Here is a 22,313-nt window from a genome sequence, read left to right on the forward strand (position 1 = left end):
CAGACCACGTGGTGATCGTTGGCGCCGGTGAGGCCGGTGCCCGGGTCGCCCACGAGCTCGCGAGCCACGACTGGCCGGGGCCGATCACCCTGCTCGGCGCCGAGGACCGGCCGGTCTACGAGCGACCGCCGCTGTCGAAGGAGACGGTCGTCGCCGACGACCCGCGGCCGGTCGAGCCGTACCGCGAGCGGCCGCTTCGCGACCAGGGCGTGCAGGTGCGCTCTGGCGTCACCGTCACCACGGCCGACACCTCCGCGCGCGAGGTCGGCCTGAGCACCGGCGATGTCCTCGGCTACGACCGGCTCGTCCTCGCGACCGGAGCTCGCGCCCGCCGCGTCCCGGGCCTGCCCGCGTCGGTGCCGACCCTGCGCACCTACGACGACGCCCTCGCCCTGCGCGCCGGGCTGCGCGGCGGGACCGATCTCCTCGTCGTCGGCGGCGGGCTGATCGGCCTCGAGCTGGCCGCCGCTGCCCGCGGCTTCGGGCTCGCGGTCACCGTCGTCGAGGCCGGGTCCCGGGTGCTGCAGCGGGCGGTACCCGACCCGGTGGCCGAGGAGCTGGCCGCCCGGCACGAGCGCGAAGGGGTGGACCTGCGGCTGAGCACGAGCGTGGACGCGGTGGCCCAGGAGGGCGACCGGTGGGTGGTCACCCTGAGCGATGGCTCGGTCCACCGGGTGGACGTGCTCGTCCAGGCGGTCGGGTCGGTCCCGGAGGTCGGCCTCGCCGAGAGCGCCGGGCTGGTCGTGGCCGACGGGATCGTCGTCGACGAGCAGCTCCGCGCGAGCGCGGACGGGGTCTGGGCGGTCGGCGACTGCTGCCGTGGTCCGATCGCCATGCTCGGGCGGGACGGCGAGGTGGAGAAGCGCCGCGTGGAGAGCTGGCGGATGGCGCACGACCAGGCGGTCGTCGCCGCTGCCGCGATCCGCGGTGAGGATGCCGTGCTGGACGCGGTGCCGTGGTTCTGGTCCGACCAGTACGACCTGTCGCTGCAGGTGAGCGGGGTCGCCGATGCGGCCCGCCGATGGGTGGCTCGACCCGAGCCGGATGGGAGCCGGGTGCACCTGGGCCTGGACGACGCCGACCGGCTGGTCTGCGCGGCCGGGGCGGGCCGCGCCGCGGTCGCCAAGGACGTGCGCAAGGCCGAGCGGATCATCCGGGCCGGCACGCCGGTCGACCCGGCCGCCCTCGTCGACCCGGCACTCCCCCTTCGCCCCTCCCCCTAGCCCCTCGCCCTCTCATCTGCCAAGGCAGGTACCCGGCCCCGTCGGTACCTGCCGTGGCAGGTGCGCTCCTCTGGGGACCTGCCTTGGCAGATGCGGGCCGAGCGCCAGGCCCCTGAACCGCGGGTAGGACGACACGAGTGCGTTGTGCGGGATAGCGGGAGACGCTGATCCGGCGCCGAACCGCCACGGTCTGCCGACTCGAGTCGTCCTACCCGCGAGTCATGCCGGCTGTCAGTGAGCCTTGGCAGGTGCGGGGCGAAGGGGGTCACCAGGGCTTCTCGACGAAACCGCCGTCGGAGCTGCGCTCGGCCTCGTCGCGGCGCTCCTTCGCCTCGGCCTCGCTCTGGCCGGAGCGGTTGCGCTCCTGCAGCTCTTCCTCCTTGGCCTGCTCCTCCGGTGACTGGGTCGGTGAGTCCTGCGGCGCGGGTTCCTCGCCCTGCTCGGACTCCTCGGGCTCGCCCTCGCCGGAGTCGCCGTCCTCGTCTTCGCCGCCCTCGAGCCGCTCCTTGGCCGCCCGCTGCGTCTCGCCCGCCTGGCCGCCGTTGCCGTCGTCGGACCCGTCGAGGCACCCCTGCGGGCCCTCGTCGATGAGAGCCAACGCCTCGTCGGCGAGGCGCTGCCGCGCCTCGTCGTCACCCCCTTCGCCCGCCGCCACGGACTGAGCCTCGACGGTGAGCACGAGGTTGGTCCGCACGGTGCAGTCCTCCGGTGGTGACCCGGTCAGCCCGAGCGCCCGCTCGAGGTCGGCTCGGCCCCCGTCGAGATCCCCTGCCATCGACCGGCCGGTCCCCTCGACGTACGGCGCCCGCCAGCGCTGGACCACGTTGACCACGCCGAGCTTCTCCCCCGCGCCGCGTACCCCGGCGCCGTCGCCCGCGGCGTGTGCGTCGCCGGCGGACGAGGTCAGCACGGGCAGGGAGAGCAGCTTGAGCGCGACGAGCAGCACGAAAAGCATCGGCAGGGCACACACGGCGACCAGCCGCCACTGGCGCCGGATCCACGGACGGTCGGTCATGACCGAACCCCCCTCAGTCGCGCCAGGTCGCGCGCGAGCACCGTGACGTCGAGCAGCATGAGGAGCGCGGCCAGGGTGGCCAGCACCCAGACCAGCGAGACCCGCCCGGGGCTCGTCCCGAGCGCATCCTCGACGACCTCGCTCGGGCGGGCCTGCTGCAGCGCCGGCGAGATGTCGCCGCCGTCGTTGCGACTCACGTACGGCACGCCGAGCTGGTCGGCTATCGCGCGAAGCTGGGCCTCGTCGATCGAGCTGATCGCCACCTGACCGTCGTCGGTCTCGATGTCCCCCTCGTCACCGCCAGAGCTGCTGCGCTGCTCCATCGGTCCCCCTTCGCTCGTGCCGTACCCGAGCACCGCACCCCCGTCGACGAGCTCGGCAAGGTCCATCGGCGCCGGCGCCTGCCCGTTGGTCTGCTCCCCGTCCCCGAGGTAGAACACCACCCGCGCCCGCTCCGGGTACCGCTCACGCGACTGCTCGAGGCTGCGGCCCAGCTCCTCGCGGGCCGCCGAGACCGAGGACCCGGTCGAGTAGGTGGTCAGCTCCTGGCGCATCGTCTGCATGGCGGTGCGAAGGGCGGTCGTGTCCGTCGTAAGCGGCATCTCGGTCCGCGCGGAGGAGTCGAAGGTGATGACCGAGAAGCGGGCGCCGGGCATGAGCCGGGCGATCTTGGCCACGTCGTCACGGTAACCCTCCAGGCGCGGCTGGTCGCCGCGATAGTCCCGGGCCACCGACGAGCTCGTCGTGTCGGCGACGAACCAGACGTTGACGAGGCGACCCGCCTGCTGCGCGTCGCCCCCGGCCACGCCCGGCCCTAGCAGACCGATAGCGACGAGACCGGCCGTCGCGACCCGCAGCGCCCACTGCAGCCGTCGCTGCGGCCTGGTCACGAGCCCCGCCACCGCCGCCCCCACGAGCAGCAGCCCGACAGCCAGGGCCAGCGGCCACGGCAGCAGCGGTTGCAATGCAAGCCCGGTCATCGCCGCCACCTCCATGCCAGCCCCAGGTACGCCAGCAACGCGACGGCGAGCGCCAGCATGGGCCAGCGCGGGGCATCCACCCGCAGGAGCGCCGGCTCACGCTCGGGCAGCCGTGCCGCCTCGAGCCGCTGGATCTCCTCGGTGATCTGGGTGACCGCCTCGGGGTCCTCCAGCTGATAGGTCCGCCCCCCGGTCTGCTCGGTCAGCGTGCTGAGCTGCTCGTGCGGCCGACCCGAGAAGCCGGGGTCGAGGGCATAGACCCGCACCCCCTGCTCCTGCGCGAGGCCGAACGCCTCCTCGTGCGTGTACACCCCTTCGCCAGCGACGAGGTTGTCGGTACCGAGGACGATCGCACGCGGCCGCTCCTCCTCCGGGTGGTCGAAGGCCTGGGTGCAGCTGGCGACGCCGTCGGGGATGAGCGAGGTTCCCTGGATGCTCGGGTTCCACGTACCCGCCTGCGGGTCGCGTGACCCGTCGGCGCCGAAGGTGGCGAAGCCGTCGGCGTACTCCTCCAGCTGGGTCCTCACCAGGTCGTAGTCGTCGGTGAGCGGGAAGGCGGTGACCGCCTGAGCGTCGAAGAGGACCAGCCCGATCCGCTCGCCCTCGAAGCCGGTCGCGAGATTGGCGAAGGAGCGCAGGATCGCCTGGTCGGTGACGAACATCGACCCCGACACGTCCAGGCACAGCATGATGTCGCGGTTGCGCCGCTCCGGTGAGGACAGCTCCGAGTCGGCGGGGCGGGAGGCCGCCCACGCGGCCGGCAGGACGACGAGGGTGAGCAGGACGGCGAGCGCCGCGAGCTGCAGCCTGAGGCGGGAGAGGGCGTTCTGGTACGCCGCCAGCCGGGTGAGCCGACCGGTGTGGGCAGCGCGCACCACCTCACCGCTGCGGCCCTGCCGCGCCCGGCGCCAGGCGAGCACCGCGGTTACCGCAGCCGCGAGGACCAGGGCAAGGCCCAGCCACCACCACCTCAGGTCCATCCCGAGACCACCTCTCGGGCCGCGCGCGCCGAGGCGTCGATCGTCGGGGGCTCGCTCTCGGCCGCGCCGAACTGACGCGGGTAGTACTCCTCGATGAGCCGCGCAAGGTGCTCCGGACCGCGGGCTCGCAGGTCCGCGGCGGTCATCCGGTCCGCATCGAGCCCGGCCACCTCGGCGGCGAAGCCGCGCACGACGAGGGAGAGCTCGTGGTGACCGCCCCGCGCGGAGAGCCCACCGGAGTGCACATGCTGCTCGACCTCGTCGATCCGCCCGAGCGCGGCCTGCCGGATCCGGGTCACCGCGTCGGGTGGCATGGGAGCCCGCCGCGGCTCCTCCGGCGGGCGGGTAGAGAGGTAGATCAGGCCGGCCCACACGAGCAGGGCGAGCAGCAGCAGGCCACCGAGGACGGGCCAGAGCAGGCCGTAGGTCCCCGGTCCGAGGTAGGTCGGGTCAGCGTCCACGGCGCCTGCGCTCCAGCAGCCGGATGAGGGCGGGCACGACGTCGTCGCGGGATTCCAGCCGGGCGGCTGACGCGCCGAGCCGCCGCAGCAGGGTCGCGAGCTCCTCGCGACGGGCCGTCTCGGCCTCGGCGAAGGACCGGCCCAGCTCGGGTGAGATCTCGACCAGCGCCGGCAGCAGGTGGTCCGAGGTCACGTCCCGGACCTGGGCCCCGGCCGGCACCGCGGTCGGGTCGATGTCGCCGACGCTCACCCAGAGCAGCTCGTGGCGCACCCGCAGCTCGCGCAGCACCGGCTCAAGGTCGCGCGCCACCGCGCCGTCGTCGGCGATGACAAGGAGGATCTTGCGGCCGGTGACGTGCCTGGCGACGTGACCGAGGAGGCCCACGAGGTCGCCAGGCTCGGAGTCGTCGTGGCACCGGGCGTGCATCTCCTGCAGCAACGACTCGAGGTGCGCCTCACCCGCGCGCGACCGGGTCGCGTGGATCTGCCCGGGAGCCCCGGAGACCATCGACACCTCGTCGCCGTGCCGGACGGCGAGCCAGCCGAGTGCTCCCGCGGCGGTGACCGCGACGTCGACCTTGCGCTCACCCGCGGGAGTGGTGGCGCTCATCTCCCGACCGCCGGGGAGGACGATGACGAGCCCGAAGTGCCGCTCGGCGACATAGCGCTTGATCAGGGTCGAGCCGTGCCGGGCGGTGGCCTTCCAGTCGATGTCGCGCACGTCGTCGCCGGCGGTGTACTCGCGCAGGTCGTCGAAGTCCATCGAGCGGCCCTTGTGGATCGAGGCGTAGCCGCCCTCGAGCAGGGCGAGAGAGCGGCGGCGGACGTGGATCGACAGCCGCGCCTTGATCTCCTTGACCAGTGCACCCATGGGCGAAGGGGGGGTCAGGGCGTGCGCACGGCGCGGACCACCGCGTCGACGACCTGCTCGACGCGGACGCCGTCCGCGAGCGCCTCGTAGGTGAGCAGCACCCGGTGGCGCAGCACCCGGTGGGCGAGGTGGCGCACGTCCTCGGGGATGACGTGGTCGCGTCCCTGGAGCAGCGCGCTCGCGCGGCTCGCGCGGGCGAAGGCGATCGAGGCCCTCGGGGAGGCACCGACCTCGACGTACCGGGCGAGGTCGGGCGGGAGCACCTCGCCGGCCCGCCGGGTCGCGGCGACGATGTAGGTGATGTAGTCGAGCACCGCCTGGTCGAGGTAGACCCCGGCGGTGAGCCGTTGCAGCTCGCGCGCCTGGTCGAGGTCGATCGCCGCCTGGTCGTCGTCGTCGAAGACACCGGAGTCGACCCGGCGGACGACCTCGGCCTCCTCGGCCGGCGTGGGGTAGTCGAGCACGTCCTTGAGCTGGAAGCGGTCGAGCTGGGCCTCGGGCAGCTCGTAGGTGCCCTCCTGCTCGATCGGGTTCTGCGTCGCGAGGACGAGGAAGGGCTGCGGGACCGGGTAGACCGTCCCGCCGATCGAGGTCTGCCGCTCCTGCATCGCCTCGAGCATCGCCGACTGCGTCTTGGCCGAGCTGCGGTTGATCTCGTCGAGCAGGACGAAGTTGGCGTGCACCGGTCCGAGCCGGGTGACGAAGGCGCCCTGGCCGGCGTCGTAGATCTGCGTGCCGACGATGTCGCTCGGCAGCAGGTCAGGGGTGCACTGGATCCGCTTGAAGCTGCCGCCGATCGAGGTGGCGAGGGCTCGCGCAGCAGTGGTCTTGGCCAGGCCGGGCACGGACTCGAGCAGGACGTGCCCGCCGGTGAGCAGCGAGATGAGCAGGGTCTCGCGCAGCCGTTGCTGCCCGACGACCCGGCGGTCGAGATTGCGCTCGATCGAGGCGACGAGCTCCCCCGCCCGCGCCGCGGCTCCGCTTCTCTGCTCGCGCTCGGCCGGGCGCGTCGATGACTCGGTCATCGCGCCATGGTAGGCGCGCCGCCTCCCGCGGACCGAGCCGTGGCCCAGCGAGGTGGGTTCCGAACCAAACTCGAACGGCACCGAAGAGGCTGTGGTCGCGCAGTGAACTGACCTTCACCCAAGGTGGCGGCCCGGCGTCGGTGACCGACCTCCTCCCTTCGCCGATCTCGACGCGGGTACCAACGGCGCCTTTGTCGAGACGCTTGCCTTCGGCAACACAAACTTCAAGGTCCTGTACAAGGGCACGAAGATCATCGGGTCCGGTACCTCGTCCGACCCCTGCGACCAGCGGCGGAGCGAGCCTCGACCTCTGGCCGATCCGGCTCAACCCCTGCTGATCGAGCCGCCGTAGGCTGGGGCGTCGTGACCGACGACGCGCCCAGGCTCGCGGACACGAGCTCGCGAGAGATCCTGCGCCTGGCCGTCCCCGCCTTCCTCGCCCTCGTCGCCGAGCCTCTCTTCCTCCTCGTCGACTCGGCCGTCGTCGGCCGGCTCGGCGTCGCGCCACTGGCCGGCCTCGGCGCGGCGAGCGCGGTCCTGCTCACCCTCTCCGGCCTGTTCGTCTTCCTCGCCTACGGCACGACCGGCGCGGTCGCCCGCCGCCTCGGCGCGGGCGAGCAGCGCCAGGCGATCGAGGACGGGTGGTCCGGGGTCTGGCTCGCCCTCCTCCTCGGCTCGCTCGCCGCGGTGGTCTGCGCGACCTGGGCTCACCCCTTCGCCGCTGCCGTCGGCGGGTCCCCGGCCGTCCTGGACCAGGCCACCACCTATCTGCGCATCAGTGCCCTTGGGCTGCCCGCGATGCTCGTCGTGCTCGCCGCCACCGGCGTGCTCCGAGGCCTGCTCGACACGACGACGCCGCTGGTCGTGGCCACCGTCGGCTTCGGCGCCAACGCCGCGCTCAACATCGCCCTCGTCCACGGGGTCGGGCTCGGCATCGCCGGCGCCGCGTGGGGCACGGTGATCGCCCAGGTCGGCATGGCGCTGGCCCTGGTCACCGTCGTCGCCCGCCGCGCGCGGCGCGAGGGCGCGTCCGCCCGGCTTCGCCTCGGTGGCGTGGTGAGGGCCGCCCGCGACGGGGTGCCGCTGCTCGTGCGCACCCTCGCGCTGCGGGCGGTGCTGCTGCTCACCGTCACCGTCGCCGCCCAACTCGGCGACGTGCCGCTCGCGGCGCACCAGGTGACGATGACGATCTGGTCGACCCTCACCTTCGCCCTCGACGCCCTTGCCATCGCCGCGCAGGCCCTCACCGGGCGCGCCCTCGGGCAGGGCGACCGGGCCGCGGTCCGCGAGGCGACGACGACGATGACCCGGTGGGGTCTGTGGTGCGGGGTGGTCCTCGGCCTGATCGTCGCGGCGGCCCACCGGGTGCTGCCGGTCGCCTTCACCAGCGACGAAGGGGTGAGAGCGGCCATCGCGGCCGCCCTCCTCGTGGTCGCGGCCGGGCAGCCGTTGTCCGGGGTCGTCTTCGTCGTCGACGGCGTGCTCATCGGAGCGGGCGACGGACGATGGCTCGCGGTCGCGGGGACCGTTGTGCTCCTCGCGTACCTGCCGATGCTGTGGCTGGCCCGCGAGATGGCGCAGGGGCGCGGCGCCGCGGAGGGGCTGGCGGTGCTGTGGGTGGGCTTCACCGGCTTCATGCTCGTGCGCTGGGCGACGCTGTGGTGGCGGGTGCGCGGCGAGGGGTGGATGGTCACCGGAGCGGTGCGATGAGCCGCGAGCGTGCCACGATGGGGGCATGAGCGATGACGAGCTGCAGGTGAGCGAGCTGGCCGACGACGCAGTCATGCTCGACGTGCGCGAGCCGGACGAGTGGACGGCGGGGCACGCGCCGGGCGCGGTGCACATCCCCCTCGGCGAGCTGTCGACCCGCACCGAGGAGCTGCCCTCCGTCGACGGCGGCCTGCCGGTGGTCTGCCGCTCGGGCGGCCGGTCCGGCCGGGCGGTGGAGTGGCTGCGGGGCAACGGCTTCGAGGTGCGCAACGTGGCCGGCGGGATGCAGGCCTGGCAGGGTGCCGGCAAGGAGATGGTGGCCGAGTCCGGCGGGGAGCCGACGGTCTCCTGACCCGGCCGCAGGTTCCCGCGGCCCGGGGGCTCATCCCCCTTCGCGACGCTCCGATGATGTGCGGGAGGTCACAGACCCGTCACGGAGTGCGCGGTTTCGTTGCGGGCCGGCGCGGTGTGCGGTTCCCTCGGGGGCATGTTGACGCCACAAGCATCACCCCTGCTCACACCGCCGTCTGCTGACAGCGGTGCCCTGAAGTCCGTCGAGGACGCCGTCAACGGTGTCTTCGGACCGTTCGCTGACTGGCTCGGCGCCATCGTCTTCTACGCGATCCCGCTCCCCGGCGGGACATCGTTGCCGATCGTCGTGCTCTGGCTCGTCGCCGCCGGCATCATCATCTCGACGTACTTCGGGTTCGTGCAGTTCCGGGCCTTCAAGCTCGCGACCGAGGTTGTCCGCGGCAAGTTCTCCCGCCCTGACGATCCCGGCGAGATCACCCACTTCCAGGCACTCTCCTCGGCTCTCTCGGGCACCGTGGGCCTGGGCAACATCGCCGGTGTCGGCGCGGCGCTGGCCCTCGGTGGCGCGGGTGCGACCTTCTGGATGATCGTGTGCGGCCTGCTCGGCATGGCGACGAAGTTCGCCGAGTGCACCCTCGGCGTGAAGTACCGCACCGTCAACGACGACGGAACCGTCTCCGGTGGACCCTTCAAGTACCTGCCGGTCGCCTTCGGCCGGTTCGGCAAGGCCCCCGCTGCGATCCTCACCGGCATCTTCGCCATCGCGATCTTCTTCTTCGGCGTCGGTGGCGGCAACATGTTCCAGGCCAACCAGACCTTCGCCCAGGCTCGTCAGGTCACCGGTGGCGACGACGGCTACCTCGGCTCCGACGGCTCGGCCTTTGTCTTCGGCCTGGCGCTCGCCGCCCTCGTCGGTGCGGTGATCCTCGGTGGCATCAAGTCGATCGCGACGGTGACGAGCAGGCTCGTCCCGATCATGGGCATCGGCTACGTCATCGCCTGCCTCATCGTCATCTTCTCCAACATCAGCCACATCCCGTCGGCCTTCGGCGAGATCATCAGCGGTGCGTTCAGCCCCGAAGCGGGCCTAGGCGGTCTCGTCGGTGTGCTGATCGTCGGCTTCCAGCGTGCGGCCTTCTCCAACGAGGCCGGGCTCGGTTCGGCGCCGATCGCGCACTCCGCGGTGAAGACGACCCGGCCGGTCTCGGAGGGCTTCGTGGCCCTGCTGGAGCCCTTCATCGACACCGTCGTCATCTGCACGATGACGGCGCTGACGATCATCATCGCCGACGCCCCGTCCTTCCGTGGTGGCATCGAGCAGGTCAAGGCCGGTGAAGGCGCCCCCGACGGCGTTCTGCTCACCAGCGACGCGTTCGAGACCTTCCTGCCGCAGTTCCCCGTGATCCTCACGGTCATGGTCGCTCTCTTCGCCTTCTCCACCCTCATCACGTGGAGCTACTACGGCCAGAAGGCATGGGAGTACTTCTTCGGTCACAACCGGACCGGGATCCTCATCTACAAGCTGATCTTCGTGACCTTCACCCTCGTCGGGACCCTGCTCACCTTCGGCAAGGTCCTCGAGCTCACCGACTCCTTCCTCTTCATCTGCGGGTTCGTCAACCTCCTGGGTCTGTACTTCCTGCTCCCGGAGATCAAGAAGGAGATGAACGCCTACCTCGCCGACCGTAAGTCGGGTCGTCTCTACGAGCTGGGCGCTGCGGACGAGGCCGAGCTGGCCGCGATCCGCGAGCAGCACGACAACACCGGCGAGCTGCCGCGGATGGAGTCCGACAACCTCCACGACAGTGGCCTCTCGATGGAGGACCGGGCTCGCGGAGGCACCCGCCACCCCGGCGACGACCGGTGACGGCGACGCGGTAGCCGCGGCTACTCAAGACAACCGCCCCCAGGACAGCGTGGTCCTGGGGGCGGTTTCATGTCTGCCCGGGTGACCGTTCGTCTGAGGCTCCCCGGGGATCTGCGAGTGGTTGGGGTCGCGAAGAGGGTGACCGTTCGTCTGAGGCTCCCCGGGGATCTGCGAGTGGATGGGGCCGCGAAGAGGGTGACCGTCCGTCTGAGGCTCCCCGGGGATCTGCGAAGGGGGTGGATCAGGTGGGGGGGGTGGGCGGTCAGGTGGGGGTGGGCGGTCAGGTGGGGTGGGCGGTCAGGCCGAGGTGGGGGTGACCAGGGCGGTGGAGTCGCGCCGGGGGTCGGCCGCGGCCTCGAGCTCGCCGTCCTCGCGCAGGTAGGCCGCGCCCACGCCGCCGAAGTACATCGAGCGAGGGCCGTGGTCGTAGCTGGGCAGGCCGCTCGCGGCGACCGCGACCTCGATGCCGGGGTCGCTCTCGTGGTCGACCTGGGCGGTGCGCTCGAGCGCGCCGCCGACCTTGACGTGCACCCGGGGGGCGTCGATCGCCTCCTGCAGGTCGGCCCCGTGCAGGCAGCCCTGGTTCAGCACCTGCATCAGGGCGGTCGTGATCCGGTCGGCGCCGGGCGATCCGATGGCCAGCACTCGTCCGTCGTGGGTGCGGGCGACCGACGGCGCCATGTTGGACGCCAGCGGCGTTCCCGGGGCCAGCGCGTGCACCCCGAGCCGGTTCAGCTCCAGCTCGCCGAGCGAGTTGTTCAGCTGCAGCCCGGTCCCCGGCACGACGGCACCCGAGCCGTACCCCGCCGAGGCGGTGAAGGCGCACCCGTTGCCGTCGGCATCGACCACCGAGACGTGGGCGGTGTTCGGCGAGGTCGGCAGCCCCTCGAGGCCGTAGCGCTGGGCCTGCTCGAGCGCTCGCCAGCCCGCCTCCTCTAGGTCCGGGCTCACGTCGTGCACCCCGCGCCGGTAGGAGAGGACCGCCCGCTGGATCTCGATGATGTCGCTCCAGTCCCGGCGGCGCCTGCTCGCCAGGGCGGTGAGCATGAGCGAGAGCATCGGCCCGCCGACCGAGGGCGGTGGGTTGGTCGCGAGGTCCCAGTCCTCGAGACCCACGCGAAGGGGGGTGCGCACCTGCGCCTCGTAGGTGGCGAGGTCCTCGCTCGAGACCAGTCCGCCGTGGGCGTCCATGTCGGCGACCAGCCGCTGGGCCAGGTCACCGGTGTACACGTCGCGCCAGCCTGCTGCCGCGATGTGCTCGTAGGTCTGCGCCAGCTCGTCGTCGACGACGTGCTGGCCGGCGGTCACCACCACCCCGTCCGGGACGAGCCGGGCCGCGCTGTCCGGGCACCAGCCGTAGATGTCGTGGCCGACGAGGGCCAGGTAGGACGCGCCGGCCTGGCCGACCGCGAACCCTTCGCGCGCCTGGTCGATGGCGGGTCGCAGCACCTCGGCGAAGGGGAGGGAGCCGAAGCGCTCGTGCGCGGTGCCCATCCCGGCCCACGCTCCGGGGACCGCGACCGAGCCGTGCCCCACCTTCATGCTCACCCCGCCGCCGTAGGTCGTCGTGACATCGCGCAAGCCTCCGCCGAAGGCGGAGTCGGGGCGACCCTTGCCGGCCATGACGACGTTGCCGTCGATGACGACCGGGTCCTCCCCCTTCGCCCACACGGTGATGAAGGCGCTACCCATCGAGCTGACGATGCCGGGCTCGGTCGTCATCGCCACGAGCATCGACGCGAGCGCGATGTCGACCGCGTTGCCCCCCGCCTCGGCCGTCCTGACCCCGGCCCGCGCGGCGGACGCGTTGGGGGCGGCGACGGCGGCGAGACGAGCGGTCATGCGCCGATCGTATGCAGCCCGGCCAGGTCGTGAGCAGTCAGTCTGCGTAGCGGATCTCGACCCGCCGGTTCTTCTCCCGACCGGCCGGGTTGTCCTTGCCACCCTGGCTGTTCGGCTCGACCGGGTCCTTCTCACCCTTGCCGGCCACGGTGAGGTCGAGGTCATCGCGGGACGCCGCGATCGCGTCGGCCACGGCCTGGGCCCGCTGCTTGGACAGCGCCTGGTTCTCGCGGTCAGGGCCGACCGAGTCGGTGTGACCCTCGACCCGGACCTTCGCGCCGTCCGGGACGTCCTCCACCGCCTCTGCCACGGCGTCTTTGGCCCCGTCACCCAGATCGGCCTTACCGAAGTCGAAGAGGACGTCGGTATCGAGGCTGACGACGGTATCCCCTCCATCGCTGGTCACCTCAGGCTCGAAGGGCTTGATGTCCGGGACCGAGACCGGGTCGATGTCCGGGACGTCGATCGATCGGATGTGGTCCTCGAGGTCCGCGTCGGTCACGCCGGGGAGGTTGTCGATGGAGAGCCAGTCCTCCGTGTCGGCCATCGCGGCAGTCGGTACGCCAACGGCCAGCGCGAGCACGGCGAGCCCGCCGACGACGACGTGGGTGTGGTGGCGCGAGCTCATCGCGCTCACTCCGGCATCGGGATGTCGTCGACGGTGGGTGCTCCCCGAGTCATCTGCAGATTCATCGAGGTCACCCCGTCCCTCGGCAGCGGGAACGCGGTGAAGGCGTAGACCGGCTCTCCGAGCGGTGCCTTGGCGTTGTTCGAGCTCGTGAGGTCGGAGACGTTGCTGTACTTCTCTAGCTTGTCCATGTCGATGAAGACCGGCTCGAAGCTGGAGTATCCAAGCAGCCGGCTCATGGTCTTGGACTCGTTGCCGCGACCGTCCCCAGTGAGGCGGAAGGTCGCGAGCATGACGTTGTCGTCGCGACGCAGCTCGAGCAGCTCGATCTTCGTGGAGTCGATGTCGTCGTCTCCGCTCGGTCGAACGGTCACCTCGGCGATCGGCTTCGGCGGGTTCTCCAGATCGATCCCGGCCTGCTTGGCACCGCTCTCGTCACCGGTCACCGAACCGTCGGCGCTCTCACCCGCTGCGGACCCCTCGCTCGATGCGCTGCTCTCTTCACCCGAGCCGGTGGCGTCCTCGACGAGGGAGCATCCCCCGAGCAGAACGGTCGCGCCAGCCATCGCAGCCGCCGCTCGAACAGATATGGACTTCGTCATCGTCAACCCCTGAGATCCTTGCTCGCCGGCCGGTGCCGTGCGCCTGTGGCCCAGGATAACGAGGACCGCTCGGGCAGCGCGATGGGGAGCACTCCCCTGGCAGGGAACGGCGCAGGCCCCGCCGGAGTCATCCGACGGGGCCTGTGGGGGTGGTTGCCGACTCGCTCAGCCGGCGACGACCTCGAGCTGAACCGTGGCCTGGACCTCCGGGTGGAGGCGGACCAGAGCCGTCGCCGGGCCGGTCGACTTGATCGGGTCGGGGATCTCGACCGTGCGGCGGTCGATCTGCAGGCCACCGTCGGCGGCGACCGCCTCGGCGATCTCCTTGCTTGTCACCGCACCGAAGAGGCGACCGGAGTCGCTGGCGTGGGCGCTGACCGAGTAAGTCTTCGCCTCGAGGTTGCCCTTGACCGACTGCGCCTCCTCGAGCGACTTCACGGCGCGCGCCTGACGGCCGGCGGCGAGCGCGTCGACCTGCTTCTGCGCGCCCTTGGTCCACTGGGTGGCCAGGCCACGGCGGAAGAGGAAGTTGCGGGCGTAGCCCGGCTTGACCTCGACGACGTCGCCGGGGGCACCGAGGTTGCTGACCTCGTGAGTGAGGATGACCTTCATCGCGTTCGTCTCCTTCTCTCGATCAGCGGTTGGTGGACGAGTACGGCAGCAGCGCCATCTCTCGGGCGTTCTTCACGGCCGTGGCGATGAGGCGCTGCTCCTGCACGGAGACGCCGGTCACGCGGCGGGCGCGGATCTTGCCGCGGTCGGAGATGAACTTGCGCAGCAGGGCCGCGTCCTTGTAGTCGATGTTCTCGACCTTCGCCGCCTTCAGCGGGTTGGCCTTCTTCTTGGGCTTGCGCACAACGGGCTTGGCCATCGTGGTGCTCTCCTTGATCTAGGTGAGCCCGAGGTTGGTCCTCGGGATGGGTGGTGAATGAGGGATGTCGGGCCCCGGACGGGGACCGATCAGAAGGGGGGCTCGTCGTAGCTCGGCGCGTTGCCCCAGCCGCCCTGGCCGCCGGGCTGTCCGCCCTGACCGCCCTGGCCGCCGAAGCCGCCCTGGCCGCCCTGGCCGCCCTGGTTGCCGGCCGCCCACGGGTCGTCGGACTGGCCGCCGAAGCCGCCGCCTTGACTCTGGCCGCCCTGGCCACCGGAGCCGCCGCCCCAGGAGCCGCCGCCCTGGCCACCACCGCGCTGGGTCTTGGTGACCTTGGCCGTGGCGTACCGCAGCGACGGGCCGACCTCGTCGGCCTGCATCTCCATGACGGAGCGGCGCTGGCCGGTCTCCTTGTCCTCCCACGAGCGGGAGACGAGCCGGCCCTGGACGACGACGCGCGCGCCCTTGGTCAGCGACTCCGCGACGTTCTCCGCCGCCTCGCGCCACACCGAGCAGCGCATGAAGAGGGTCTCCCCGTCCTTCCACTCGTTGGTCTGCCGGTCGAACGAGCGCGGCGTGCTCGCCACGGTGAAGTTCGCCACCGCAGCACCGTTGGGGGTGAAGCGCAGCTCGGGGTCGGCGGTGAGGTTGCCGATGATCGTGATGACGGTGTCGCCTGCCATGTCCGGGTTCCTTCTCGATCGGTGATCGTGTCCGGGTCAGCGTGCCGGTAGCCACCGACAACGCCGTGCGTCGAGCCTGATCTCAGGCGTCGACGCGGAGGAGCTTGGTCCGCAGGACCTGCTCGTTGAGGCCGAGCTGACGGTCGAGCTCCTTGCTCGTGGCCGGCTCGCAGGTGATGGTCGCGACGGCGTAGATGCCCTCGGGCTTCTTGTTGATCTCGTAGGCCAGACGGCGACGACCCCAGTGGTCGACCTCGTCCACGGTGCCGCCGTCCTTGGTGACGACGGTGAGGAACTTGTCGAGGGTCGGAGCGATGTTCCGCTCGTCCAGCTCGGGGTCGAAGATGACCATGAGCTCGTACTGACGCATGCTGATAACCCGCCTCCTTCGGTCTGAGTCGGTCACGGTCTCTCCGTGACAGGAGGGTTGATGCGGCGCTGCCCGGCAGCGGGCACAGGCGTGCTCGAAGCGGGCAACCGGTCCAGGGTAGCGGGCGCGGCGGCGGCCCCGGAAATCCTCGGTGTCGACGAGGAGCCGGAGACACCTCCTTCGCCCTCGACGGCCGTCTCCTCCGGCGTCGCCCACAGCGACCACAGCAGCAGACCCCAGGCCACGACCCGGGCGAGGATCACGACGGCGTACCACTGCGCCGGCAGGCCCTTGTCGGCGTCGGTGAGGCCGCCGATGTAGAGCCACAGCGCGCTCGCGTGGACCGCCTCGACGGCGACCACCAGGAGGTGCGTGCGCCACGAGACGCCCGCGAGGATCGCCAGCGGCACCACCCACAGCGCGGCCTGCACCGGGGTCGCCTTGCCGGTGATCGCCAGCACCGGGACGACGACCGCAGCCAGCTGCGCCCACGACGGCACCCGGCCGGGGCGCCGGAGGAGAGCCAGGCCCAGGATCGCCGCGGCGAGCGCCCCCAGCGCCGTCAAGGTCGTCGTCGACCAGGCCGGCAGCGCGGAGCCCAGCAGCGCCGGGACGTGCCAGGGCGAGCCGTAGCCCGAGCCCATCGCCCACCACGCCCGCACCGGGGCGGTGACGAGCGAAGGGGTGAGCGCGAGCAGGACCGCGCCCGCGCCGGCGACCACGGCGAGGGCGGTCCCGAGCGCGCGCGCCAGCTCAGCCCTGCGCTCCCGCGCCAGCGCGGCCCCCACGAGCGCTAGCGCCACCCCCCACACCCAGGCGTGCCCGAGCATCGCCAGCCCGAGCAGCACCCCGGTCAGTCCGGCTCGCCGCGCCGACCAGGCCCACATCGACCACAGGACGAGGGCGACGACGAGCATGTCGGCGCTGAGCAGCGCGGCCACGACGTAGACCGGGCTGAGCGCTGCCTGGGTCGCGAGGTCGAGCCGGTCGGGGCGGGTCAGCCCGATCGCGACGACGCCGGACGCGACGAGCGCGGCGACGATGACCGCCCACAGGGCGAGGTACCAGCGTGAGCTGTCCAGCCAGCCGCCATCGGGCACCAGCTCGGCGACGAGGGCCATCGCGCCGGAGAGCAGAGGAAGCTGCTCCAGGCCGAGGTCACCGGCGATCCAGCCGCCCAGGCCGCGGTCGAGCCCGGCGATCTGGTGCTGCGCGGGCAGGTCCGAGAAGCAGCCCCGCCAGAACTGCTCGTCGCCGTTCCACCCCTTCGCCACGCAGTGGCCCTGCCGCGCAACCGCGGCGACCATCGGCAGCGCGCTCAGCCCCGCGATGAGAGCGAGCAGGTGCGCGAGGCCGCCGGAGCGCGCCGACGCGTGCCGTCCGCGCACCCCGCCGATGACAGCGCTCACCCGCGCCGGCAGCACATCCTGGGGCACCGACGTCAGCCGCCCCCGGAGCCCGTGGCCGGCTCAGAGGTCCGGCTTGGGCTGGGTGTCGACGGCTTCGGTGGCGACGGCGAAGGGGGCGGCGTCGACGTCGGTGGTGGCGTCGAGGACGACGGCGGCGGGGTGGAGGAGCTTGACGGCTTCGGTGTCGTGGTCGACGACGGCGACTCCTTCGTCGTGCTGCTCGACGAGGACTCCTTCGTGGTCGAGCTGGACGAGGTGCTCGACGAGCTCTTCGACGAGGTGCTTGAGGACGACTTCTGCGTGGTCGTCGGCTGCGGCGCTTGGGTGGTCGAGGGCGGTGGGGGCGGCGCCGGGGGCTGGTAGGTCGGCGGCGTGCTGCTCGACTGCGGCCGGTACTGGACGTTGCCCGGGGGCGGCAGCTGCTCGACCTTCTTGCCCTCGAGGGCGCCGATCATGAACTGCGTCCAGATCTGGGCGGGCAGGGTGCCGCCGGTGATCTCGGAGTACTGACCGATGCCGACGAGCTGGTTCTTCTCCTGCAGCGAGCCGTCACCCTTGTAGATCCCGACCGCCGTGGACAGCTGGCCGGGCGTGAATCCGGTGAACCACGCAGCGTAGTTGTCCGACGTGGTCCCGGTCTTGCCGGCGAGCGGTCGGCCGAGGTTCGCCGCAGTCGGGTAGGCGGTGCCGCCGGCGGTCCCGACCTGGCTCATCGCCTGGATCGCGTCGCGGGCGACGTCCTGGGGGAAGGCCTTGCGGACGTCCTTCTTCACCGTGTAGTCGATCTTGTACTCGCCCTCACCCTTGACCGAGTGGATGAAGTACGGGGTGGACCGGTTGCCCTGCGCGGCGATCGTCGCGTAGGCGTTGGCCATGTCGAGGACCCGGACCGCGTCGGTGCCGAAGACGCTGCTCGGGGCGGTGCTCAGGTCGACCTCCTCGGTGCCGTTGAACCCGCGCACCCCTGCGGCCTTCGCCGCCTCGGCGCTCGCCTTGGGGGTCACCGCGAGGTTGAGCTGGGCGTAGTAGGTGTTGATCGACTTCTGCGTCGCTGTGCGCATGTTTACCGGCCCGTAGCTGGTGTTGTTGTAGTTGACCACGCCCCCGGCCTTCTGGATCGCGGTCGCATCGGGCTGGTCGTAGACGAAGGCCTTGTTGTAGTACGGGCTGGCGCCGGAGTAGACCGTCGACAGCGGGATGCCCTTGTCCAGCGCCGCGATCATCGTGAAGGGCTTCATCGTCGAGCCGGCCTGCATCTTGCCGTCGATGGCGTCGTTGAAGTAGCTGCTCTCGCCGAACTTCGCCCCGCCGTACATCGCGCGGACCGCGCCGTCGCCGGGGGCGATGGACACCAGCCCGATGTGCAGGTCCTTGGCCTTCTCCCCTTCCGGGCGCAGGTTCTCCACCGCCGTGGACGAGGCCTTCTGGGCCTGCTTGTCGATCGTCGTGACGATCTTGAACCCGCCCTTGGCGATCTGCGCGTCGCTGAGCTTGAGCTTGCCGCGCAGCTCGTCCCGGACCTCTTCGGTGATGAAGCCAATCTCGTCGCTGCGTCCCCGCTTCTCGTTGATCTTCACCGTGTCCGGGAAGGCCGCCTTCTCCCGCTCCTCTGCGGTGAGCCAGCCCTGCTCGGCCATGGCGTCGACGACGTACTCCCACCGGCCCTGGGCCAGCTCCTTCTGCTCCTCGCCGAGCCGCGGGTCGTAGAGCGAGGGCCCGCGGATGACCGAGGCGAGGAACGCCCCTTCGCTCGGGGTGAGCTTGCTGACGTCCTTGCCGAAGTAGGCCTTGGACGCCGACTGGATGCCGTCGGCGTTGCGCCCGAAGTAGATCGTGTTGAGGTAGTCCTGGAGGATCTCGTCCTTGCTCAGCTCGTTGTCGATCTTGACCGAGATGAGCAGCTCCTTGGCCTTGCGGGTCAGGGTCCGCTCGGGGGTGAGGTAGAAATTCTTGACGTACTGCTGGGTGATCGTCGAGCCACCCTGCTGCTCACCACCTCGGATCGCGACCCACACCGCGCGGGCGATCCCCTTCGGCGAGATCCCCTCGTTCTCGTAGAAGCTGCGGTCCTCGGCGGCAAGGAAGGCCTGGCGCACGTGCTCGGGCACCTTGTCGATGGAGACCACCTCGCGGTTGACCTCGGCGATGCGGTCCATCTCGGTCTTGCCGTCGGCGTAGTAGAGGATCGAGGTCTGCTGCGTCGCCCGCTCGTTCGGCTCCGGGATGTCGGTGGTGGCGTAGGCGATGCCCAGCGCGGCCAGACCGGTGACGACGAGGGCCAGCAGGGCCAGGCCGAGCCACCGGAGGAATCCCCTGCGACGCGAGGTCTTGCGGCGTCGCGTGCGCGTGGTGCGCGCGTCACCGCGGCTGAAAGATGAGGGCATTGCAGAGACTTCCTATGGATCGGGGTGCCATGACGGCTCGTACCAGTATGACCCTTCGGCCTGGACGCGGGCCGAGGTCGAGCGTCGCGCGAAGGGGGTGAGGGCCTACCAGCGGACCCGCCCGCTCGACGCGACGACGACATCCGCGCGACGAACCTGGACCTCGATCACCGGGTCGAGCGTGGGGTCGGCGACGCACCCGGTCGGGACGGTGCTCGGGTCCACGCCCAGCTCGACCGCTGACGTGCGAGACATCACGAGCACTCCGAGGACGGCGACCTCGCAGCGGACGTCGTAGGACCCCGGCTCGAGACCCTCGATGACCGCGTCGACCTCGTAGCAGGACCTGAGGAGATCACCGCACACCACGCCGCCACCGACCTGCTGGCCCTGGACGACCGTGACCTGCGGGGCGGCCGGCGGGCTCGGTGAGCTCGTCGGGGGCGGGGTCGTCGTGGAGGGCGAGGTAGACGTCGGGGTGGGCCTCGCCGGGGGAGGAGGGGTCGCGGTGGACGATGACGGGACGGTCGCGTCGCCGCTCGGTGACGTGCTCGTCGTGGTACGGCTGGTCGAGGTGGACCCGCTCGACGGGGCGGACCAGGACGACACAGGGGACCGGGGCGAAGGGGGCGAGCTGGGCGGCTCGGGGCGGCTCGGGCTCGTCGTCGACGACGGCGACCGCCACCACGGCCGCCGCGGCAAGGCCGACCAGGCCCAGTCCGCCGATCACCGCGCCGCTCCCGAGCCCCCCGGAGGTGCCTGACACCCCAGCGGAGTGCGCAGCACCCTGGCTTGCCGACCCGTCGGACGCAGCGCTGGCGGAGGATGCAGATCCAGCGCCCACGCTCGCTACCCAGGCCTCCGCGTCGAAGGAGACCTCATCGGCCCGCTCCGCCAGGTCCAGCGGTCCCTGGCACAGCCCTGTGACCTGGTGATTCACCGATCCGCTGAGTGTCGATCTATCGTGCCGATACATCTGTTGTACTGTCTGTCGTTCCCCGACTCGTCACCGTGACGACGCGGTGAGCGTGATCGGACCAGACGACCGTGAGGAGAGGCAGTGGTGGCACGACGGCGACAGCTGCTCGACTTCGCCGTCCTCGGCCTGCTGCACGAGTCCCCGATGCACGGCTACGAGCTGCGGCGTCGGCTCAACGCGGCGCTGGGCGCCTTCCGGGCGCTGTCGTTCGGCACGCTCTACCCCTGCCTGAAGGACCTTCTCGCCAACGAATGGATCGTCGAGGACGCGAGTGCGCCGGCACCGGCGGGCCGCCGTCCGAGGATCACCTACGCGATCACCGACGCCGGGCGAAGGGAGTTCGACAGCCGCGCTCGCCTCGCCGACCCGGCCGCCTGGGACGACGACGGCTTCGACGTGCGGGTGGCCTTCTTCTCGCGCACCGACCGGGACGTGCGCCTGCGGATCCTCGAAGGCCGCCGGTCCCGCCTCGAGGAGCGTCTGCAGACCATGCGGGAGGCCTCCCTTCGCTCTCGCGAGCGCATGGACTCTTGGACCGCGGCCCTTCAACGGCACGGCGAGGAGGCCACGGAGCGGGAGGTGCGCTGGCTCACCGAGCTGATCGACGCGGAGCACCGCCCGCCGGGCCCACCACCGCCGACCGACGGAGCAAGCCAGCACTGACCCCCTTCGCCCCTCCCGTCCCTCATCACCTCAGCAGAACCCGTTCACACAAGGAGCACCTCATGAGTTCGATCCGCGTCGCCATCGTCGGCGTAGGCAACTGCGCCAGCTCGCTGGTCCAGGGCGTCGAGTACTACAAGGACGCGGCCGCCGACGCCTCGGTCCCCGGCCTGATGCACGTCCAGTTCGGCGAGTACCACGTGAGCGACGTTGAGTTCGTCGCCGCCTTCGACGTCGACGACAAGAAGGTCGGCAAGGATCTCTCCGAGGCGATCAACGCCAGCGAGAACAACACGATCACCATCGCCGAGGTACCGACCTCGGGCGTCGAGGTCCAGCGTGGTCCGACCCTGGACGGGATCGGCAAGTACTACGCGATGACGATCGACGAGTCCCCGGCCGAGCCGGTCGACGTCGTCCAGGCGCTCCAGGACGCGCAGGTCGACGTGCTCGTCTCCTACCTGCCGGTGGGCTCTGAGGAGGCCGACAAGTTCTACGCGCAGTGCGCGATCGACGCCGGTGTCGCCTTCGTCAACGCGCTGCCGGTCTTCATCGCCTCGGACCCGGTGTGGGCGAAGAAGTTCGAGGACGCGGGCGTGCCGATCATCGGTGACGACATCAAGAGCCAGGTCGGGGCGACGATCACCCACCGGGTCATGGCCAAGCTCTTCGAGCAGCGCGGGGTGGTCCTGGACCGGACCTACCAGCTCAACGTCGGCGGCAACATGGACTTCAAGAACATGCTCGAGCGCGAGCGGCTGGAGTCCAAGAAGGTCTCCAAGACCCAGGCGGTGACCTCCAACCTCGAGGGCCCCCTCTCGGGCAAGAAGGACGACCGCAACGTCCACATCGGCCCGTCCGACTACGTCGCCTGGCTCGACGACCGCAAGTGGGCCTACGTCCGCCTCGAGGGTCGCGCCTTCGGTGACGTCCCGCTGAACCTCGAGTACAAGCTCGAGGTGTGGGACTCCCCCAACTCCGCGGGCATCATCATCGACGCGATCCGGGCGGCGAAGATCGCCAAGGACCGCGGCATCGGCGGCGCCCTGCTGTCCGCGAGCAGCTACCTCATGAAGTCCCCGCCGGAGCAGCGTGAGGACACCGAGGGCCGGGCGAAGCTCGAGGCCTTCATCGCCGGCACCGAGGAGCGCTGAGAGCGCAGCGGAGGAGCGTGGTCGGTGAGGTACGAGCCGCCCGCGCGGCGGAGCGAGCACGAGGCGATCCTTATCGAGCAGGAGCGCTGAGAGCGCAGCGGAGGAGCGTGGTCGGTGAGGTACGAGCCGCCCGCGCGGCGGAGCGAGCACGAGGCGCTGCTCATCGAGCAGGAGCGCTGAGAGCGCAGCGGAGGAGCGTGGTCGCGAGGTACGAGCCGCCCGCGCGGTGGAGCGAGCACGAGGCGCTGCTCATCGAGCAGGAGCGCTGAGCCCGCACACCCCCT

At 71.3% G+C, this 22,313-nt stretch carries 23 protein-coding genes; 7 read left to right on the forward strand and 16 right to left on the reverse strand.

Annotated elements, in window-relative coordinates; all coding sequences use genetic code 11:
• Window positions 1-8: 8 nt before the first annotated feature.
• Window positions 9-1,223 carry an NAD(P)/FAD-dependent oxidoreductase gene (locus tag FB557_RS00225; RefSeq protein WP_170236132.1) on the forward strand — a complete coding sequence of 405 codons (1,215 nt, stop codon included), beginning with the start codon at window positions 9-11 and terminating at the stop codon, window positions 1,221-1,223.
• A 265-nt stretch (window positions 1,224-1,488) separates the two neighbouring features.
• Here FB557_RS00225 and FB557_RS00230 read toward each other — a convergent pair whose 3' ends face one another.
• The 6 genes from FB557_RS00230 to FB557_RS00255 are packed head-to-tail and all read right to left on the reverse strand — an operon-like array spanning window position 1,489 to window position 6,555.
• Window positions 1,489-2,238: a hypothetical protein gene (locus FB557_RS00230; RefSeq protein WP_144854565.1), complete on the reverse strand. Its 750-nt coding sequence runs from the start codon at window positions 2,236-2,238 to the stop codon at window positions 1,489-1,491.
• Window positions 2,235-3,218, reverse strand: a complete 984-nt coding sequence (locus tag FB557_RS00235; RefSeq protein WP_170236133.1) for a vWA domain-containing protein — start codon at window positions 3,216-3,218, stop codon at window positions 2,235-2,237. Before FB557_RS00235 ends, FB557_RS00230 begins: the two co-directional genes overlap by 4 nt.
• Window positions 3,215-4,198 (reverse strand): VWA domain-containing protein, encoded by a 984-nt coding sequence (locus tag FB557_RS00240; RefSeq protein WP_144854570.1) that lies wholly within the window; start codon window positions 4,196-4,198, stop codon window positions 3,215-3,217. Before FB557_RS00240 ends, FB557_RS00235 begins: the two co-directional genes overlap by 4 nt.
• Complete coding sequence (locus tag FB557_RS00245) at window positions 4,189-4,659, reverse strand: hypothetical protein (protein WP_144854572.1); 471 nt, start codon at window positions 4,657-4,659, stop codon at window positions 4,189-4,191. Before FB557_RS00245 ends, FB557_RS00240 begins: the two co-directional genes overlap by 10 nt.
• Complete coding sequence (locus FB557_RS00250; RefSeq protein ID WP_144854574.1) at window positions 4,649-5,530, reverse strand: DUF58 domain-containing protein; 882 nt, start codon at window positions 5,528-5,530, stop codon at window positions 4,649-4,651. Before FB557_RS00250 ends, FB557_RS00245 begins: the two co-directional genes overlap by 11 nt.
• Window positions 5,531-5,544: 14 nt before the next feature.
• Entirely contained in the window at window positions 5,545-6,555 is a 1,011-nt protein-coding gene (locus FB557_RS00255; protein ID WP_144854576.1) for an AAA family ATPase, read from the reverse strand.
• Window positions 6,556-6,918: 363 nt separating this feature from the next.
• On the opposite strand from FB557_RS00255, the gene FB557_RS00260 reads away from it, so the two are divergent.
• The 3 genes from FB557_RS00260 to FB557_RS00270 all read left to right on the forward strand — a co-directional run bounded on the left by FB557_RS00260 (window position 6,919) and on the right by FB557_RS00270 (window position 10,444).
• A complete protein-coding gene (locus FB557_RS00260) occupies window positions 6,919-8,265 on the forward strand; it encodes an MATE family efflux transporter (RefSeq protein ID WP_246074253.1) in 1,347 nt (448 codons plus the stop codon).
• A gap of 25 nt (window positions 8,266-8,290) precedes the next feature.
• Window positions 8,291-8,617 carry a rhodanese-like domain-containing protein gene (locus FB557_RS00265; RefSeq protein WP_144854578.1) on the forward strand — a complete coding sequence of 109 codons (327 nt, stop codon included), beginning with the start codon at window positions 8,291-8,293 and terminating at the stop codon, window positions 8,615-8,617.
• A 135-nt stretch (window positions 8,618-8,752) separates the two neighbouring features.
• Window positions 8,753-10,444, forward strand: coding sequence for an alanine/glycine:cation symporter family protein (locus FB557_RS00270; RefSeq protein WP_144854580.1), 1,692 nt, complete (start codon window positions 8,753-8,755; stop codon window positions 10,442-10,444).
• Window positions 10,445-10,741: 297 nt separating this feature from the next.
• Here FB557_RS00270 and FB557_RS00275 read toward each other — a convergent pair whose 3' ends face one another.
• The 10 genes from FB557_RS00275 to FB557_RS00320 all read right to left on the reverse strand — a co-directional run bounded on the left by FB557_RS00275 (window position 10,742) and on the right by FB557_RS00320 (window position 19,602).
• Entirely contained in the window at window positions 10,742-12,286 is a 1,545-nt protein-coding gene (locus tag FB557_RS00275; RefSeq protein ID WP_144854582.1) for a gamma-glutamyltransferase, read from the reverse strand.
• 37 nt (window positions 12,287-12,323) lie between these two features.
• The gene (locus tag FB557_RS00280; protein WP_144854584.1) at window positions 12,324-12,914 is read right to left on the reverse strand and encodes an OmpA family protein; all 591 of its coding nucleotides are present in this window, start codon (window positions 12,912-12,914) and stop codon (window positions 12,324-12,326) included.
• Between the two features lie 5 nt (window positions 12,915-12,919).
• Entirely contained in the window at window positions 12,920-13,480 is a 561-nt protein-coding gene (locus tag FB557_RS00285) for a hypothetical protein (RefSeq protein WP_144854585.1), read from the reverse strand.
• A 201-nt stretch (window positions 13,481-13,681) separates the two neighbouring features.
• Window positions 13,682-14,128 carry a 50S ribosomal protein L9 gene (gene rplI, locus FB557_RS00290; protein WP_144854587.1) on the reverse strand — a complete coding sequence of 149 codons (447 nt, stop codon included), beginning with the start codon at window positions 14,126-14,128 and terminating at the stop codon, window positions 13,682-13,684.
• A gap of 22 nt (window positions 14,129-14,150) precedes the next feature.
• A complete protein-coding gene (gene rpsR / locus FB557_RS00295; protein WP_144854589.1) occupies window positions 14,151-14,387 on the reverse strand; it encodes a 30S ribosomal protein S18 in 237 nt (78 codons plus the stop codon).
• Window positions 14,388-14,476: 89 nt separating this feature from the next.
• Complete coding sequence (locus tag FB557_RS00300; protein WP_144854591.1) at window positions 14,477-15,070, reverse strand: single-stranded DNA-binding protein; 594 nt, start codon at window positions 15,068-15,070, stop codon at window positions 14,477-14,479.
• An 82-nt stretch (window positions 15,071-15,152) separates the two neighbouring features.
• A complete protein-coding gene (gene rpsF / locus FB557_RS00305; protein WP_144854593.1) occupies window positions 15,153-15,440 on the reverse strand; it encodes a 30S ribosomal protein S6 in 288 nt (95 codons plus the stop codon).
• A gap of 32 nt (window positions 15,441-15,472) precedes the next feature.
• The gene (locus FB557_RS00310) at window positions 15,473-16,849 is read right to left on the reverse strand and encodes a hypothetical protein (RefSeq protein ID WP_144854595.1); all 1,377 of its coding nucleotides are present in this window, start codon (window positions 16,847-16,849) and stop codon (window positions 15,473-15,475) included.
• Between the two features lie 32 nt (window positions 16,850-16,881).
• The gene (locus FB557_RS00315) at window positions 16,882-19,233 is read right to left on the reverse strand and encodes a transglycosylase domain-containing protein (RefSeq protein WP_144854597.1); all 2,352 of its coding nucleotides are present in this window, start codon (window positions 19,231-19,233) and stop codon (window positions 16,882-16,884) included.
• 105 nt (window positions 19,234-19,338) lie between these two features.
• Window positions 19,339-19,602 (reverse strand): hypothetical protein, encoded by a 264-nt coding sequence (locus FB557_RS00320; RefSeq protein ID WP_144854599.1) that lies wholly within the window; start codon window positions 19,600-19,602, stop codon window positions 19,339-19,341.
• Window positions 19,603-19,633: 31 nt separating this feature from the next.
• On the opposite strand from FB557_RS00320, the gene FB557_RS14260 reads away from it, so the two are divergent.
• The 3 genes from FB557_RS14260 to FB557_RS00335 all read left to right on the forward strand — a co-directional run bounded on the left by FB557_RS14260 (window position 19,634) and on the right by FB557_RS00335 (window position 22,029).
• Complete coding sequence (locus FB557_RS14260; RefSeq protein WP_211356445.1) at window positions 19,634-19,996, forward strand: hypothetical protein; 363 nt, start codon at window positions 19,634-19,636, stop codon at window positions 19,994-19,996.
• Between the two features lie 300 nt (window positions 19,997-20,296).
• Complete coding sequence (locus FB557_RS00330; protein ID WP_144854603.1) at window positions 20,297-20,875, forward strand: PadR family transcriptional regulator; 579 nt, start codon at window positions 20,297-20,299, stop codon at window positions 20,873-20,875.
• Between the two features lie 62 nt (window positions 20,876-20,937).
• Window positions 20,938-22,029, forward strand: a complete 1,092-nt coding sequence (locus FB557_RS00335; protein WP_144854605.1) for an inositol-3-phosphate synthase — start codon at window positions 20,938-20,940, stop codon at window positions 22,027-22,029.
• The last annotated feature ends 284 nt before the right edge of the window (window positions 22,030-22,313 follow it).

It is taken from the genome of Marihabitans asiaticum, from assembly GCF_007828725.1.
GTDB classification, from domain to species: domain Bacteria; phylum Actinomycetota; class Actinomycetes; order Actinomycetales; family Dermatophilaceae; genus Marihabitans; species Marihabitans asiaticum.